Here is a 19,525-nt window from a genome sequence, read left to right on the forward strand (position 1 = left end):
TATACAATTAAAAATTAAACTTTATTCCTGCCGTAAATGAACGTGCATAGGGATATTGTCCAGCGGCAACGCCCTGTTCCAAAGCACCTCCATAATTACTTACTTCTGGGTCGCCTAGCGTAAAATCAGAAAAAAGCAGTAAATTGCTACCAGACAAATAGACGTTTATACTATTGAATAGGCTATTCCCAATTTTTTCCATAGGAAGATTATAAGCGATGGTCATGGTCTTTAAACGGATAAACGATCCGTCTTCTACTACTAAGTTGCTATTAGGATTAAAAATACTAGTAGAAGTACCTGCCCTTGGGATATCTGATGTTTCGTTTACACCAGCAATCCAACGATTAACAACATCGGGAGAAAGATTGCTATCTCCTCTACCGAAAAGGGCCGTTTGTCTAGGGGCATTCCAAATGTCATTGCCTTGGGAAAATTGAAAGAAAAAATCGAGACTAAGCCCCTTGTATGTAAACACGTTTCTTAAACCTCCATAAAAGTCTGGTTGCGGACTCCCAATTACCACTTTATCTGCATCTGTAATGACGTTGTTCCCATCAAGATCTTGGTATCTTGGTGAGCCTATAAAAGAAATACCTTGCCTACCATCATCAATAATTTCTTGTTCTGTTTTGTAAGTACCTAAATAAGTTGCTCCTACAAATGCCGGAACGGGTTGCCCAACAATTAATCTTAATCCAGCCCCATGCAACTCATTACTAGGACTTCTTAAATCTATAAAATCGGCTCCACCTAAGTCGAGTACCTTATTTTTATTGGATGAAACAGATAAAGATGTTTCCCAAGAAAAATTATCATGCGCTATATTTACGGTGTTTATCGAAAAATCGAAACCTTTATTCTCTATAGAACCAATGTTTTGCAACTGAACATCTCCAGCTGTTCCCGGAACCTTCCTTTGCAACAACAAATCTTCAGTCGTTTTTTTATAATAGTCCGCTTCAAAAGTCAATCTATTATTAAACAAGGCTAACTCTATACCAAAATCAAACTGCTTAGTCGTTTCCCAGCTCAGGTTACTACTAGCTAGTTCCCCAATAAGCACTCCTCCAACCAAAGATTCGTTAAAATAAGTATTCGTGTCCTGAAAAGTGGCGTATGAATTATAAGGTTGTACCCCTTGCTCTCCAACTATACCATAGCTTGTTCTCAGTTTTAAAGTTGAAATAGCTTCAACAGATTTAATAAAATCTTCTTCATCTAAATTCCAAGCAGCTCCAACCGATGGAAAAAAAGCATACTTATTACCATCTTGAAAAACAGAAGATCCATCTCGCCTCCCTACAAGCGTTAACAAATACTTGCTCTTATACGAATAATTAATCCGCGACAAAAGAGATGCAAATGTGCGTTGTAAATACCCAGAATTAACTTGATAGGTATCACTATTAGAACCCGAAGCCAAGTTATGAAACCCTGTTGCATCATTTACGAAGCCACCGGCCAAGGTACTTGTTCTATTGATTACATTTTTTTGCCAAGTGGCCCCTGCTAAAACAGTTATTGAATGATCCCCAAAAGTCTTTTGAAAGTTAATGGTGTTTTCATTCAAAAGATTGCGAGACTGGCTTTGGTTAATGGTTGCTTCCCCACCATTATTTCCAGCTAATCTTTCAGGAAGTACTCCAGGAAGGTAGATACTGTTTTTAAAGAAATTTAGATCTGCTCCAAAAGTGGATTTGAGGGTTAAACCTTTTAACACCTCATATTCAATATACATATTAGACGTTATATTGGTTACCTCATCCTGATCTTGTCTTAATTGAGTATCTGCTACAGGGTTTCTTTCCGTTTTTGAACTTACCGGATTTTCGGAAGTAAAATTTCCATTGGCATCATAAACTGCTCTAATAGGTAAAACATTTGTTGTTATAATACCAAAGTCTACTTTGGTATTTTCCTTATTGTAATCTGAAACATTCATTCTAACACCTGACTTTAATTTGTCAGAGATTTTAAAATCGAGATTGGCTCTTAAAACATAACGTTCTAAGCCAGAATTCTTCAAAACCCCCTCTTGTTCAAATCGGTTTAACGAAACATAATAATTATTTTGGTCTGTTTTACCAGCAATAGAAACATCGGTATTATTGATAACACCCACACGCGATATCAAGTCAACCCAGTCTGTATTAGGAACATTTTCCATATCAGGAAAAACTAAAGGTAAGGAACTGTCATTTTCACCAAACCCACTTGCACCGGGAACAAATTGACCTTCTTCATTCTTATATTTTAAATATTCCTCTCCTTTTAATACTTCTATTTTATTGGCTAGGGACTGAACTGTTGTATAATGGTTTACCGAAATTAATGGCTTTCCACTTGCTCCATTTTTACCGTTTTTCGTGGTAACCAGAATAACACCAGCCGCACCTCTAGTGCCATAAATAGACAAAGCCGTGGCATCTTTAAGGATTTCAATGGAATCTATATCATTAACATTTATCGAATTTAGATCAAAATCAGTTCCCGCAATAAATCCATCGATTACAAATAAAGGATCGTTATTTCCATTTATAGAACTTGAACCTCTAATTCTTATCGTGGCTCCAGCCCCAGGCGCCCCACTACTTGAAGTCACCTCAACACCAGCAGCCCTACCTTGCAAGGCTTGGTCCAACCTAACTGTTGGTTGATTTTGAATGACTTCGGAATCTACTTTTGAAACAGACGATACCAAGTCTTTTTTTCTAGATGAGCCGTATCCAATGATTACAACCTCATCCAAACCTTGAGCATCTGATTGAAGTTGAACGGTTATACTGGCATTCCCTTTCGTTAAAACTTCCTGTGTGGCATATCCAACATAGGAAAAAACTAACTTGGCATTGGCATTTGATATGTTTATAGTAAAATTACCATCGAAATCTGACAACGCACCATTAGTTGTCCCCGCTTCTATTATATTGGCCCCCAGCAAGGGAACCCCACTTTCATCTAATACACTTCCAGTAATCTTAACATTTTGACCAAATGCTGAGGTCATAATCAATAAAACGGAAATTGTAAAAATCCATTTTTTTTCTAGGCATTTAAATAAATAATTGCACGTTTTTCTCATTGTATTTATAGTTTAGTTAATTGAGTTTTAATATTTATATAGTAAAAAAAGACACAAGGATGCTGCGCAGTATTGAAGAAATCTACTAAACACAGCATTAAAATTTAAAAAAATCTATTCTTTAATAATATGGATCACGGACGCTTTTTCTTTCTTTTCTATAAGCACAACTTCATTCCGGATAAAAGTTCCATGCACTTTAAAAAAGAACCTTTTAGGTGCTGGGGAGTCGTGAGTTACCACTAGCGTATACTCCTTATCCAAGAATGTAATAGAAACGGCCTCAACATATTTGTCATCCACCACGGCATCGAACCTATCATAAACCGGGATTTTTTTATAGGTAAGTGCAGTGTCTTCAGGAAAATATAATAAGGATATGAAAGAAGTAAAGCCAGTAGATACTGTTGATAGTTCTGCTTTTATGCTTTTCTGCTTTAAATTGTATTCTGGTGAATACCAAGAATCAGACAACTTAATATCAACATGTTTCACAGGTTGAATTCGTAAATTTTGTTTCTTATAAGTCGTTATAAGACCTTTATCCAAAACATCCACTTTTGTATTAGGAAAATTAAAGTATTGAGAATATTTATGATTCCCATTCGCAGAAAAGCTATCGAAAATCAACCATACATTCGGTTTTAAAAACAACATCCTACGTTTTAGCAAAACGGGATCCTTTAACCTTTTATAAGCAGTGTTTTCTGCCTCGGCATAATCAAAATCTGATTCAGATTTTGTAAACATTCCTTGTGACCGGGCCTCAAAACTATTGGCCCAAGACGTTTCATAAACACTATTGGCAAGATTGTCCACGCCCAGAGTGTTATGGTTTATACTGCTTTTAAAAAACTCACGCCATTTATTGTTTACATAGGTGTAACGGCCCGCGTCCACCAAATAATCCCTTTGATTGGCATATAGATTGAAATGAAAAATATTATCGTGGCAATGTCCACAACCTAATTTTTTTAAATGTAAACTAGTGTAGGCAGCATCTTCGTCCCAAGAGGTTCTCATGTAAAAATCACCTGAATTTTTTTGATACACCGACAAGAAATCGGGATTAGTTGCCTCTAGTTTCTGGTAGCGTTCATTTTGTGCTCTGCCTAATAAAAACAAGTTCTCATAATCCAGTACGGCATAAGCCCTCGATTTCAAAACAGAATCATGCAATACGTTTGAAGCCAGCGTAAGGAGCCCTCTTAAATCAGTATCATCACTATCCCCTAATAAAGGTTGGTGAAAATTAGGTTTTTGCCATTTAACATTGGCATAAGCCATAGTTATAGCCTTCTTCTTAATAATTTCTGAAAGTGCAATGTTTTTTTGGTTTGCCAATAACTTAAGATTTAAAATGCAATGAAAAATCTCATTATGATACATGGCAGAATGTTCCCAGTGATTGCCATCATCGAGAATTTGCAGTTCGAAGCAAGCCGTTAGTTTTTCAATCGCGTCAAATTTCCATTGCGAAGCCATTTTAAATTCTTCCAAAAAAAGTGCAAGATTAAATAGACCATGATATTCCAAAATCCCCCAATTGCTGGTTCTTGAAAAATCGGTAAACTCACTATTGATATACTCTCCATGCACATACAAAGTGTTTAAAAATCGAGCTAGAAATTCTGGTGTAATATGTTTGGAGTTTTTTACATATTCAAAAGCTTTAATCCAATTTTCACATCGTATTCCTGCATCAATGCGTCGCCATGATGTGTTTTTTAATCTTTCTTCCAAAGGATTATTAGCAATCCAATGCTCCACCTGAGCAACAAAGGCTTTTGCATACTTTTCATTTTCAGTTAAATAATAAGCTTTTCCTAAATCAATAAAGAACTTATGTCTATTAAGCATATAGGTCCATTCAATATCCCCAAACGGATTGATCTGCCAATTAATCTCTTTTTTAAATTGATATGGCACATTCGTTTTTTCCATGTCCCATTCATCCCGAAATAAGAAATAGTTCTTAAGAACTTCATTGGCAGTATTAATGCTTTTAGAAACCCCTGTTTTATGTTCCAACTTAACATAGCCTCTGTCTTCCGGATTGATTCTAAGGTATAAGTTTTCTTTTTTCCTAAAAACAAAAAGTAGTTCCTCTAAGGCTTTTTTTTGCTTTTTATTTTGATAAGAGTTATTGACTTTTTTTAGATGAGTATTTTTAAAATCTAATTTATCAAATACTGAACTTTGAGAAAATGTATGGATGGCAATTAAGAAGAAGGACATAAACAACAATGGCCTTATACCAGAACTTATAAAACTATAAGTTTCGGTTTTTCTAATTACACAATGATATACAATTCTCAAATTTCCCATCTGTGATAATCATTTTTCGTTTTATGACTCAAAAGTTCAAACCATGGAACCCCATCAGTTAAACTATGATTTCACATAAAACGCCGTTATTAATAAGTCTTCAAAAAAATCATATTCTATCTTAATCCTTAAAACAAAAAATAAAGTTTTAGTTTTTAAGATATTACATTCTCAAAAGTATATGGATATCCCTATGATTATTAGAACAAATGTGTCACAAAAAGCGTCTATATGTATCATTTTATGAACCTGACAATAAAATTTGAATTAATAAGCTGGGTAATTCTATATAGGGATAGAAAGCTCCAATATATTTCACCAGCAGTTAGAAGTCTTAAAGTAATTTAACTTCCCAGATAACAAATAAAAAAAATGAGTTGTTATAAATCCAATGATGATTATAACAACTCATTTCATTCTCGTACCAGTTAAGAATCCATTAGTCTTTTTTAAAACAGAACGCCATTAGACACCAAATGTAATACCTCGTTCTAGAATTCAAAACACTTTTATTACTAAAACTCCCATCTTACAAAAGCCTCAATTGCAGCATAATGTGCTAACCCAAGTTGATTGTAAATTTGTGCCGTTTCTTTATTTCTATCTTCTGCGCGTTGCCAAAACTCCCTACTATCATTTCCTTGAAAAACCACGCCATCTTTTTGAGATTGATGTTTAAAAATCCCTTGTCGTTTTTCTAATACTTGTCCTGGGCTCATGGGTACGGCCATATCGATATTTTCGACATCCCATTCTTGCCAGGCGCCCCTATATAGCCACACCCAACAGGTTTTCATAAACGGTTGGTTTTTTATACGTTTTACGGCTCCAAAAACAGCATCTCTACAAACTTTGTGTGTGCCATGCGGATCCCCTAAGTCTCCTGCTACATATATTTGATGGGGTTTTACTGTTTCAATTAATCGCAGCGTTAAATCAATATCTTGTTCTCCAAGAGGCTCTTTTTTAATAGAGCCCGTTTCATAAAAAGGCAGTTCCATAAAATGAATATGATCATCCTCTAATCCCAAGAAATAACTTGCCGTTCTTGCCTCTCCTTTTCGTATCAACCCTTTAATAAATCTTACCTCCGGAATATCTACTTCACTAACCTTTTTATTTTTAAGATTTGTAACCGCCTTTTTATAAATATTTTCAGCTTCAGAAGTTTCAACACCAAATTTATTATTATAATCGCACACAAATCTTGCAAATCGCAAGGCTTCATCATCTGCAACTGCAATATTTCCAGAGGTTTGATAGGCTACATGCACATCGTGACCCTGATCCACCAATCTCCTAAACGTTCCTCCCATGGAAATTATATCATCGTCTGGATGAGGGCTAAAAATAAGTACCCGTTTTTTTGCAGGTTCTGCACGTTCAGGACGCTTACTTTCATCTGCATTGGGCTTGCCACCTGGCCACCCAGTTATGGTGTGCTGCACCAAATTAAAAATTAATATATTAATATTATAAGCAGGCCCTGAATCGGCTAAGAGGTCACTCATCCCATTTTCAATATAATCTGCGTCTGTAAGCATTAAAATAGGCTTATTCAAATTTAAGGCCAATCGTAAAACCGCCTTTTTTATCATATCATCGGTCCATTCAATTTTTTCTACCAACCAAGGCGTTTGAATTCGCGTTAATTTGGATGCTGCGGCTTTATCAATTATAAATGTAACATTATGATGTTCTTGTAAAAACGAAGCTGGTATCTGATTACTCACCGTTTCTTCCACAGACCTTTTAATGATATTAGATTTCCCTTCGCCCCAAGCCATTAACAACACCTGTTTCGCTTCCATTATTTTTTTAACACCAATAGTGATTGCGGTTCTGGGCGTTTTATCAAAGCCTCCAAAATCACCACTTGCGGCTACCCTAGTAATATGGTCTAAGGCCACAAGACGCGTTTTGGAGTTCTGCAAAGATCCAGATTCATTAAAACCAATATGGCCATTACCGCCAATACCTAAAATTTGCAAATCAATACCCCCTAGAGCTTCAATTTTAGACTCATAGTTATTACAATACTCTGATATTTTTTCTTTAGAGAGAAGTCCGTCTGGGATGTTTACGTTTTCAGGCAGTATATCTATGTGGTTGAATAATACTTCATTCATAAACCTATGATAGCTATGTATCGAATCGGGCTCCATAGGGTAATATTCATCTAGATTAAAACTGATAACATTTTTAAAACTTAAGCCCTCCTCCTTATGCATGCGTACCAATTCTGCATACAAAGCTTTTGGAGTGGATCCCGTAGCCAATCCCAACACGCAATGCTTATGCTCCGATTGTTTAGACGTAATCACTCTAAAAATCTCTTTCGCCGCAGCTTTTGAAGCTGCAGAAGAGCTTTCAAAAACAACTGTATTTATATTTTCAAAACGTTTTTCAAAACCAGTTGCGCTATCGATATCACTTTTTATCATAACTTTTTATATTTTTTTATAATCTATTCTTTATATTTTTTTCTAAAACCCATTAATAAAACCGCATAGACGTCTAACGCTGTTAGTAGGCTTAACGGCGTAAATGCCCATAAATATTGAATGGATATACGGTGAGGCCATAAGCCTTAAAAAGTATATCCATTCAATATCTACAAGCGTTTTTTAAATTAAGATGATGCTATTTTAGCGTTAGATTATTATCGAAAATGATATAATCGATTTCAAAAAAGTCTATTATTTCTAGTTTTCTTTTCTATTCGTAAACTTATCGTTTCCTCTTCTGCAATATTATTCTAGCCTTCTCGATCCGTTAATTTATATACAGTCTTAATAGCCCTTGCAAGCAAAGCACCTACAACAAATTCTAGAAAATTTATTTCCATATTGGTATGAATAAAAAAAAAACTATTCTCCTAAATAATTGTACTCTTCTTTTAGTCCTAGGGTTTCAATAGCTTGTCTTCCTGGCCTAGGGCGCTTATCACCTTCCATATAATATTTGGCGCCATCCCAATCAAAAGGCGTTCCTGTTTCCCTTGGATCACCAGTAGCGACCAAGTAGTCTACCATTTGTTTTCCTAATTGATTTTCCACATCCGCATATTCTGGTGTTCCTGCCACATTGTTAATTTGGTCTGGATCCTTGTTTAAATCATACAATTCAATTGCTGGTCTTTTTCCAAATGACAAATCATAAAACGGCTTGATAGCGCTCTCATCCTGATGTTCCAATAAATAAAATTTTGTGGGTGCTGGATATTGTAACATATGAGCATCTACATCTCCATACAAAGGAGGCTCTCCTGCTGGCCATCTATCGGCTTCGTAATTTTTAATGTACAAATAATCCTTTGTTCTAAGCGCTCTTCCTGGGTAGCCCAATCCATTTTGTCGAACAAACGCATGACGTTCACGTCCCATTACAAAGAAATCACGCTCTTTATCAATAGTCCCTGAATCTTCAGAAGTTAATATAGGTAGCAAACTTTTAGCGGTCATTTCTTTCGGAATTTCAATGCCTGCCAATTCTAAAAAGGTAGGAGCAAAATCATTTAAGCTCACAAAATCATCTATCGTTCTGTTGCCTTTATAATGGTCTGGCCATGAAATTATCAATGGTATTTTAGTTCCAGCATCGTATAAGTTTGCCAAACCTCTAGGCATCTGCCATCCATTGTCACTACAAATAATAATAATCGTGTTTTCTAGTTGCCCCATCTCCCCAATCAATGCCATATAAGAAGCTACCTCATTATCGAACATTTGAATTTCATTGTAGTAATCTGCTATATCTTTACGTACTTCTTCTGTATCTGGCAAATAGGAAGGCACTACAATCGCACTTAAATCTATATCGGCAGATTTCCAACCATCTCTTCTAAAAGGTCTATGGGGATCTCTACTGCTATACCAGTACATCCATGGTTTTCCTTTGTCTATTTCATTATAAAATTCTTCAAAAGAATCATAACGCTCTCCTCCAGGATTGATTTCCCAACCGTTAGGCTCTGCATTACCTGGCCCCCAGCCTTTCCCTTCTATACCTACATGGTACCCGTTCTCCGACATTAATTTAGTGTACACCGGTTCCTGAGGAAAACCTCCCCAAAGGTTTGCCCCTTCCCCTAAGCGCCAAACATCCTGCCCTGTTAACATAGAGGCACGTGCTGGAGAACATGAAGGCGAAGCACAAAAAGCATTATTAAACAAAATACCATCTTTTGCCACCTTATCTATGTTTGGTGTTTTAATTACCTGGTCGCCATACGCACCCACATGATCGGAAAAGTGATTATCCGTCATCAATATTAAAATATTTGGTTTTTTAGCCGTCTCTTTTTTTTCTGTTTTCGCACACCCTACGAATATTACTAATAGCAAGATGCTAAGCCTTTTAAACGTTGAAAGTTTCATAATTGATTATTGTTTAATTTATTATTTCTGTTTCTACAATATCCACCAGTCTATCTGGCTTATTGATTTTTTTATTGGAGGAACCCATCGTTTTATTTTTAATTAATGGATTTGCCCAGATACCTACACTAAAAATGTAAGCCAAGGTTATATAGTTAAAGAACATGCCGAACTTGAGTCCGAATACATCACTTAGCCCCCCCACTATAAAAGGCGCTATCGCACCACCTACAATTCCTGTACATAAAATGCCTGCAAAGGATCCATGATGTGATTTCAAAGAGTTTAATGCCAGAGAGAATATAATAGACCACATAACAGAAGCAAAAAAACCCACCATTGGAAAGGCAATTAACGCTACTGTTTTACTCCCAAACAATCCTAAAGTAAGAGATAAAAAGGCCAAGGATGAAAAAGTTAATAGTATCATTTTACTATCAAAAAACTTCAGTAATATCAATCCAAAAAAACAGCCTAAGGTGAGCAATCCCCAAAAATTCCCCACAGCCTCTGCTCCTGCAAGATCTGGGTTAACGCCGTGATAGGTTTCTAAAAATTGTGAAATCCAAAAGGAGACGCCCTGTTCAAAACCAACATAACAAAAAATGCCTATAAAAAAGGAAACCACTATTTTGTTCTTGAACAGCATTTTAACAGTAGTCCAATCCCCAGACTTCTCATCTTCTTTACGCTTAACGTCTGGAAATTGTATGGTTACAATAAGGATAACCATGAGAAAGGCTATAACTGCAAATATCCAGTAAATGGCAACCCACGTCATATCTGTAGGCACTAATGATGCCAGCAACTCGACCATCGGCCCAGGATTTGGTTTACCTATATTTTCCACGAGATAGGAAAACAAATACGGACCGGCAACACCTGCTGCACCAAAAAATAATTGTGCCAAGACAGAATAAAACGCAAAATTTTCTTCGCCGCCAGCTTCTCTAAGCAAGGGGTTAATGGCAACCTGAAGCATAGCCATTCCTGTACCTATCATAAACAACGAAACCAAAAACACTATAAATGATGGAAATAATGCGAATGAAAACGCTCCAAGAGTTGCCAAGGTAAACCCCAATAACATTACCTTTTTTTCTTTATATTTTTCTACAAGAATTCCTGAAGGGATGGACATGACTCCATAGGCCGAAAAGAAAGCCATGGTCATAAACCCTAAAGAAGAGAATTCTAAATGGAATGTTTCCTTTATCCCTGGGTTTAATGCACCTAGAATGTTTGTTAGAAATGAAATTACAAAAAACACCAACAGGACTAATCCTACTATTAAAAATCTACCTTTCATATATTTTCTATTTAATTGCTCTACCTTTTCAAAACCAGAAAGGATAAAAATTAATACTTACTATGTTTTAAACTATAAATGGCGGCACCTACAAAACCGGCACTATTTCCTAGCTTTGCTCCCTCGATGCTTACATTTTCCAAACTTTCTTTTAATGCAAATTCGGCAACCTTACTTCTTATCATATCAATAAAAAATTCGCCAGCAGAGGAAATACCCCCGCCAATTATAATTTTGCTTGGATTTAGGGCATTAACATAACCTGAAATCCCTAAAGCGATATACGTAGAAACCTGCTCCACAACTTGAACGGCTAAAGGCTGCCCTTCTAAAAACAATTGCACAATACGCTTGCCGTCTATCTTATCTTTTAACCCGTTATCACATTGCTCTTGATATAATCTAACCATAGCTGATGTTGAAGCCACATCTTCCCAATTAAGTACCTCACCATTAATAATCATAGGAAACATGCCTAGCTCTCCTCCCATCCCATAGTGACCTTGAAAAAGTTCTCCTTTAATAATTAAGGCACCACCAATTCCTGTTCCTAACGTAAAAAACAATAGAGTTTCATCTACAAAACCAAATTTAGAAAACTCTCCAGTTGCCATCATATCCGCATCATTTGCGATAAAGGTTGGTAATCTTACTTGGCTTTCAATTAGTGATCCTAAAGGAACATTTTCCCAATCTGCCAAATTATCTGCGGCGCCCAAAACCATGTTTTTATCCTTTACAAGGCCTGGTGTACCCACGCCTACAGAAACCACCTTCAGGTTTAGCATTTTTGCCATTTGCAAAGCTTCTAATATCGCTTCACAAATATTTTGAACAATCTCATCTCTTGAGATTTTGGCAGGAGTTGGTTTTTTAGAACTCCAAATTATATCACTTTTGGTGTTAACAAGTCCATATTTAATAGATGTGCCACCTAAGTCAACCCCAATTCCAACGTGCTCCTCCATAACGATTTAGTTTTGTGACTCTCCGTAATTTCCCTGTACCTTCTCCAATAGCGCCTTTAACTTTCTCTCTGCTTTTCTGTAGCGTTTTTCTCCGTATACATTTACCATTTCTTTAGGGTCTTTATTCATATCATAAAGTTCCCATTCATTTATATCGTTATAAAAGTGAATGAGTTTATAGTCTTTGGTTCGAATCCCGTAATGCCGTTTTACCGAATGCCAACTAGGGTAATCGTAATAATGGTAATAGGTCGCTTTTCTCCAGTTCTTTGGCGTTTTCCCGTCCTTTTGAAAAACAGGCTTTAAGGATTGCCCCTGAATTTCTTTTGGTATATCGACGCCCGCAATGTCCAGAATGGTGGGGCCAAAATCAATATTCATGGCTAATGCACTAGAGGTCAGGCCTGCTTTAATGGCGGTAGGATATCGAATTACCAAAGGCATTTGATACGATTCCTCATACATGAAACGTTTATCAAACCAGCCGTGCTCTCCTAAGAAAAAACCTTGGTCTGAGGTATAGATAATCATGGTATCATCCAAAATCTTCTCCGTTTCTAAGTAGTCGAACAGACGTCCTATATTATCATCAACAGAGGCGATACATGCTAAATAATCTTTCATGTACTGCTGATATTTCCACTCCACAAGAGCATTGCCCTTCAAGTCTAAAGTTCTAAATTCCATACGTCTTTTAGCGTAGGCTTGATTCCATAGTTCTCGTTGTTCAAGTGTTAATCGCTTATAAACTTTCAAAAACTTATTTAAATCTTGACCTTTATCATTAGCTTCAATAATATCTAGTTTCTTTAATTCTTCTGGATTTACAGTTTCATCAAGATCAACCGTTTTAAGCGCTTCCTCCAGTTCTTCAGGACTGGCCAGTTTCAAATCCCATATGTCAAACATATGATGGGCTATTTCCATTTCTTGATCTTTGGCAGCTGTGCCCCTATTGGAATAATCATCAAATAAGGATTCTGGTAACGGAAACTCCACGTCATCATACATGGCGAGATGGCGTAATGCGGGCATCCAGTTTCGATGTGGGGCCTTTTGTTGGTAAATCAAGCAAAACGGTTTTTCCTTATCTCTAGAAGACATCCAGTTTAAGGCCTTATCTGTAATTAAATCGGTGACATACCCTTCTTCTCTATGGGTTTTTCCCATTTCTATAAAATCTGGATTATAATAATCACCTTGCCCAGGAAGAACACTCCAAAAATCAAAGCCTGTAGGCTCTGAAGCCAAATGCCATTTTCCTATTAGAGCTGTTTGGTATCCTGCTGTTTTTAACAACTTAGGAAAGGTTACCTGGCTACCATCAAAAATATCTAGATTGCCTTTTACCCCATTAACATGGCTTAATTTCCCCGTTAAAATAGCGGCTCTACTAGGCGCGCAAATTGAGTTCGTGACATAACAATTATTAAAACGAATACCTTCATCTGCTATGCGATCAATATTTGGCGTTTTATTAAAGATACTGCCGTAGCTACTAATGGCTTTTGTAGCATGGTCGTCGGTCATGATGAATATAATGTTTGCTTTTTTAGATTGAGCAAATGCTGATATTGTTATAAAAAATAAGATTGTTCTTAAATAAGTTTTCATTATAACCTGGTTCGTTTATGTTAATATTGCCGTTTTAAATGCTTTTACTTTTGAAATGGTCATTATTATATGTTTCCCTCTAACATTCTTAACCTATCCAAAGCCTCTAAGAAATAATAATCGGCATAGTTTAAAGGAGAATCTACCTCAACACCATAAAGCAAGGTGCCAACGGAATGTTTCAAAATAAAGCCTTTATTAGTACCATCTGTTGCAAGATAAGCGGGCGATTCTAGGCTTTTTAATGTTTGTTTTGCCCAGTTCATATACCTATCCGCATCTTCTTTAGAAACATACTCTTGCAGCTCCAATAATGCAGAAGCGATAATGGCTGCTGCCGAGGCATCTCTTTTTGTTGTAGGCGTAACTTCTGCATCAAAATCCCAATATGGAACTAAGTCTTCGGGCATATTTGGATGATTTTCTATAAAATCTGCAATTTTAATCGCTTGATTCAAATATTTCTTGTCTTTAGTTTCTCTATACATAGCGGTATAGCCATACAACCCCCAAGCTTGACCTCTGGACCATGCCGACTCATCCGACAATCCTTGATGCGTAGTTCTTTTAAACACTTTACCAGTTTCAACATCATAATCGACAACATGATAAGAACTGTAATCGCTTCTAAAATGGTTTTTAATGGTATTATCTGCATGTGTAATGGCGGTGTTTCTATAAATGGAGTCTCCTGTTATTTTAGTGGCATGAAACAACAACTCAAGATTCATCATATTATCAATAATAACAGGGCATTCCCACATACCTTCTTTAAAGTGGACAATAGGCTCCCAAGACTGAATAATCCCAGCTTTCGGCCTAAACCGCGTCATTAAGGATTTTGCAGACTGCACAATTACAGAATCGTATTGGGCAGAGGGATAAAGCTTCATAGCATTTCCAAAACTGGCTTCCATCATAAAACCGATATCATGATTTCCAGTATAATATTGTACAGAATCTAAGCGTGTGGTGTAATCCATCGCCCGGTCTTTCCATTTATCATCTTTAGTCAATTTAAACAAATACCACAAGCTTCCTGCATAAAAACCACTGGTCCAATCGTATGCTTGAGCATATTTAATGTTCCCATCTTTAATGGCTCTGGGTATATAAAATTTTTCACCTTTTTTCGCTTGTATAGAATCGTATAAAACCTCGTATTGTTTTGCGGCTATATCTATTACGTTAGAAGTAAATTCCTTTTGTGTCTTGTCACCTTCTTTGCAACTGCTGAACAGGCCTATCATTAACAATAATAAAATAAGAGTTTGTGTTTTCATGGAATCAAAGGTTTTTTCAATAAATAATTAAATATTAATATGCCGTAAAAGTAAATGTCATAAAAAGAATAGGCACCTTTGAATGTTACCGAAACAAGAGAGAGATGATACATCCCTAAACCCTTTTTTATCAACACGCACTAGTATAAAAGAAACACTCCTACTTATTCCTAATTTAAAAAAAACAATACGGCTCCACTTAAGTACTATAAGAATTTGATAAGCTTCATTTAAAGAAAAAACCACATCGATACAGATTCTGCAAAAAAAAAACCATCACAAGGTTACCAATACCAAGGACAGATGTTACATGTTGCAAAAAACACCATAAGCTTTTTCTATATATTAAGTACATTTGTAACAGCCTCAGGCCACACTCGCACCCTCACTTCATTTATAGCATTATGAGAAAAACTAAACTTAAGTACTTATCCTTTTTACTATTTGTTTTGTGCATACATTCTTTTTCTCAAGACAGAACCATTTCATTTACGCACCTTTCTGCTAAAGACGGTTTATCCCAAAATGGAGTTATGGCTATTTTTAAAGATTCAAAAGGATTTATGTGGTTTGGCACTAGAGATGGCCTAAACAGATATGACGGGTATAGTTTTAAAGTTTTTAGGCATAATAACTTAATCTCAAATAGCTTAAGCAACAATTTCATTACGGTTATAAAAGAAGACAACGAAGGGATCCTTTGGATAGGTACAGACAATGGTTTAAATTCTTTTGACAGAAGCACGGAAACCTTTAAAGTTTACACCACCAGCTCTACGAACAACCATTCTATTTCTAACAACAAAATCCTTTCCATTTTAAGTTGTGAAAATGGAGATTTATGGGTAGGTACAGAGAATGGTCTTAATTTGAAAAAAAAAGAAACCGATAATTTCGAAAGGTTTCATTACATTGTTAACAACCCAAACTCCCTTAGTGGAAACGTAGTAAATACCATTTATGAAGATTCAAAAAACACGATTTGGATAGGCACAAAATATAATGGTTTAAATAAATTAAATAAAAAAAACAAGCAATTTACTGCTTACAAGCACCACCCAAAAGACCCTAACTCTATACGAAGTAATGATATAAAAGCTATTGCCGAGAGCAGAGATCATAAATTATGGGTCGGAACGGCAGACAACGGTATATCTCTACTAAATGAAGACGGCTCTTTTAGCCATTTTCAACATAATAAAAACAGTAGCAACAGCCTTTCGAACAATCGTGTAAGAGAACTTTTGTTCGACACAAAGAACAACCTATGGATCGCTACATATAACGGTTTAAATTATCTAAACACTACAAATTTAACATTTGAAGTTTATAAAAACTCCGACCAAAACACAAACACTATTAGCCAAAACTCCATACGCTCTTTATACTTAGATGCTACTGGATTTTTATGGGCAGGCACCTATTTTGGGGGGATAAACCTTATCAACCTCAAGTCGAAACAGTTTAAATACTTTCAACATAATGCAGCAAAAGAAAACAGTTTAAGCTATAACGTTGTAAGTGCTATGGTTGAAGACTCCAAAAAAAATGTTTGGGTAGGTACTGAGGGCGGCGGACTAAATTATTTTGATATCAAAAGCCAATCCTTCTCCAGAATACACGAGTTTAATGGCAACAGCATTAATGCACAAACCATTAAATCTCTTTTAATTGACAAAAACCAAAATTTATGGATTGGAACGCACCTGGACGGCTTGTTGGTTTTAGAATTAAAATCTAAAAAAATAAAGAAATTTTTAAATAATGAAGACGACCCAAACTCCTTAAGTGACAATAGTATTCTTTCTTTAACCGAAGACAATTCTGGAACCATTTGGATTGGAACAGAAAATGGCCTTAATGTATTCAACCCAAAAACTAATAAAATCAGTAAGGTTCAACTAAAAGACAACAATATATCCATTACCAAAATATTTGAAGATTCTAAAAAAAATATTTGGATGGGCACGAAACAAAATGGACTCTTATTAATCAATAACGAAACGATCAAATATTATATAAATGCCCCGAACAACCCCCAAAGCATAAGCCATAATACAATATATGATATTTTTGAAGATTCTAAAAAACAATTATGGATAGGCACCTATGGAGGCGGTTTAAATTTATTAAACCAAACAGAAAACACGTTTACCCAATTTAGAGTAAGCGATGGCCTTATTAATGATATTGTATATCAAATTGAAGAGGACCGCCATAAAAACTTATGGATTTCTACGCCCAGTGGTCTTTCTAAATTTGATACAAACTCAAAAAAATTTAAAAACTACACACCAAAAAACGGACTTCCCATAGAAGAATTCAATACAAACTCTTCGCTTAACCATTCTAATGGCAATATGTTTTTTGGGGGGTTCAATGGGGCTATAAGCTTTAATCCAGACGACATATTAGACAGCCCAGTGGGCCCTGTTTTAAGGTTAACAGGTTTAAAGCTCGCCAATAAACAAGTCGTGCCAAACGATGAAAACAACCTGCTTAAAGTTCCAATAAACGACACTAAGACTATTACATTCTCACACGACCAAAACATATTCACTATAGACTACATTGCCTTAAATTATGCACATCTAGGGCAAAATCAATATGCTTATCAATTGGAAGGTCTAGAGTCCGATTGGAATTACGTAGACAATAAGCGCTCTGCAACCTATACAAACTTATCTGCTGGAGAATACACTTTTAGAGTAAAGGCAGCCAATAACGACGGTGTCTGGAGTAAATCGCCCATTGTTTTAAAAATCATAAAACGTCCTCCCTTTTGGCTTACAACTTGGGCCTATATGGCATACTTTCTTCTTACATTTATCATATTTTTAATTATTAGAAAGTATTTTTTAATAAAGCTCCACCTTGAAAACAACTTAAAGTTGGAAAAAATGGAGAAGCAACAAATAGAAGACTTAAGTCAATTAAAGTTAAAGTTTTTTACAAATATCTCTCATGATTTTAGAACGCCCTTAACCCTTATACACGGGCCTTTACAAGAACTCATTAAAAAATCCAATAACCAAGACGATTCCCACAACCACCTTCTGCTAATAAAAAAGAATGTAAATCTTATGTTGCGGTTAATAAATCAATTAATGGATTTTAGAAAACTTGAAACAAATACGGTATCCCTCCGTCTTTCCAAAGAACCTATTTCACCGTTTATAAAAGAAATTATGTTCTCGTTTCAAGAGCTTGCCAAGGCCAAGGCAATCAAATTTACTTTTATATCGAAAGTAGAGCAGGACATATTATTTTTTGATAAGAATAAGATAGAAAAAGTATTATACAACCTCCTATCTAATGCCTTTAAATTCACACCTGATGGAGGCAAGATTACAGTTGAATTACAATATAGACCTGCACCGGCTAAACATGAGACTAATTTTATAGAAATTCATATTAAAAACTCTGGTGACGGCATTTCCAAAAAAACCTTAGATCATATTTTTGATCGTTTTTTTCAAGAAGAAAACCAAATTGACCAAACACAATCTGGATCGGGAGTTGGTTTATCTATAGCCAAAAGCCTTATAGAAGTGCATAAAGGCTATATCGTGGCTAAAAGCAAGTTGAAGAAACACACCAAATTTATTATAGGCCTTTCTTTAGATGACATTTATACCGCTGAAGATAAGTCTAAAACCAATGCTCCAATAGAAGATAACAGCTTCTTTACGAACAAACCCATAACGGCAGTTATTAAAAAAGAGCATACGCATACGATACTTATTGTGGAAGATAACCTAGAATTACGGAATTTTTTAAGCCAAACGCTTTCCCCTGAATATAATATTATCACTGCAGAAAATGGAGAGGTTGGAGTAACTAAAACCCGTGAAGAAAAACCCGACATCATTCTTTCTGATATTATGATGCCCATAATGACAGGTCTTGAATTATGTAAAATTTTAAAATCCGATTCTAAAACAAGTCATATTCCCATACTGCTTCTTACAGCACGAACCACGTCTTCTGTAGAATTAGACAGCTATGATACCGGTGCCAATGATTTCATTTCCAAGCCATTTGACATAGATGTTTTAAAATCAAAAATAAGCAGCATGGTACACTCCATGAAACATATTAAAAATTATTCTAGGAAAAAGATACTATTGGAAGACTCTGAGATAAATAACAGCTCAGCCGACGAGGAGTTTTTAGAAAAATTATCTAATTATATAAGGGATAATATTACTAATCCTAATTTAAATGTAAATAAAACAGGTAAAGATTTAGGTATTAGCAGGGTTCATTTATACCGGAAAGTAAAGCAAATTACTGGCAAAAGCCCCGTTGAATTTATAAGGGATTTCAGGTTATCGGCCGCTGCAAAGTTTTTAGAGCAAAATAATTACAACGTAAATGAAGTAAGCTATAAGGTAGGTTTTCAAGATGTTAGTTATTTCAGAAAATGTTTTAAAAAAAAATATGGCATATCTTCTACAAAGTATTCTGAAAAGAACAGCAAAACATCCATTAATTAAAAAAATAAAGCAGAACTCAAATTCATATAAAATGAGTTGCTGCTTTATTTTTAACTCTGA

At 35.6% G+C, this 19,525-nt stretch carries 9 protein-coding genes; 1 reads left to right on the forward strand and 8 read right to left on the reverse strand.

What is annotated here, in order from left to right:
- Positions 1-7 precede the first annotated feature (7 nt).
- The 8 genes from ACFFU9_RS09055 to ACFFU9_RS09090 all read right to left on the reverse strand — a co-directional run bounded on the left by ACFFU9_RS09055 (position 8) and on the right by ACFFU9_RS09090 (position 14,966).
- On the reverse strand, positions 8-3,085 hold the full coding sequence (locus ACFFU9_RS09055; protein ID WP_379861096.1) for a SusC/RagA family TonB-linked outer membrane protein: 3,078 nt from the start codon (positions 3,083-3,085) through the stop codon (positions 8-10).
- A gap of 114 nt (positions 3,086-3,199) precedes the next feature.
- Entirely contained in the window at positions 3,200-5,413 is a 2,214-nt protein-coding gene (locus tag ACFFU9_RS09060; protein ID WP_379861097.1) for an alginate lyase family protein, read from the reverse strand.
- 515 nt (positions 5,414-5,928) lie between these two features.
- Positions 5,929-7,857, reverse strand: coding sequence for a glucosamine-6-phosphate deaminase (nagB, locus tag ACFFU9_RS09065; RefSeq protein WP_379861098.1), 1,929 nt, complete (start codon positions 7,855-7,857; stop codon positions 5,929-5,931).
- 426 nt (positions 7,858-8,283) lie between these two features.
- Positions 8,284-9,792: a sulfatase family protein gene (locus ACFFU9_RS09070; protein WP_379861100.1), complete on the reverse strand. Its 1,509-nt coding sequence runs from the start codon at positions 9,790-9,792 to the stop codon at positions 8,284-8,286.
- A gap of 13 nt (positions 9,793-9,805) precedes the next feature.
- Positions 9,806-11,101, reverse strand: a complete 1,296-nt coding sequence (locus tag ACFFU9_RS09075; RefSeq protein ID WP_379861101.1) for an MFS transporter — start codon at positions 11,099-11,101, stop codon at positions 9,806-9,808.
- Positions 11,102-11,151: 50 nt separating this feature from the next.
- Positions 11,152-12,069 (reverse strand): ROK family protein, encoded by a 918-nt coding sequence (locus tag ACFFU9_RS09080; RefSeq protein ID WP_379861103.1) that lies wholly within the window; start codon positions 12,067-12,069, stop codon positions 11,152-11,154.
- A 6-nt stretch (positions 12,070-12,075) separates the two neighbouring features.
- Complete coding sequence (locus ACFFU9_RS09085; RefSeq protein WP_379861105.1) at positions 12,076-13,683, reverse strand: sulfatase family protein; 1,608 nt, start codon at positions 13,681-13,683, stop codon at positions 12,076-12,078.
- Positions 13,684-13,748: 65 nt separating this feature from the next.
- Positions 13,749-14,966 carry a glycoside hydrolase family 88 protein gene (locus tag ACFFU9_RS09090; protein WP_379861106.1) on the reverse strand — a complete coding sequence of 406 codons (1,218 nt, stop codon included), beginning with the start codon at positions 14,964-14,966 and terminating at the stop codon, positions 13,749-13,751.
- Between the two features lie 404 nt (positions 14,967-15,370).
- Between ACFFU9_RS09090 and ACFFU9_RS09095 the strand changes: the two genes are divergently transcribed.
- Entirely contained in the window at positions 15,371-19,465 is a 4,095-nt protein-coding gene (locus tag ACFFU9_RS09095; RefSeq protein WP_379861107.1) for a hybrid sensor histidine kinase/response regulator transcription factor, read from the forward strand.
- The last annotated feature ends 60 nt before the right edge of the window (positions 19,466-19,525 follow it).

This window comes from Mariniflexile ostreae, from assembly GCF_042427585.1.
GTDB classification, from domain to species: Bacteria; Bacteroidota; Bacteroidia; order Flavobacteriales; family Flavobacteriaceae; genus Pseudalgibacter; species Pseudalgibacter ostreae.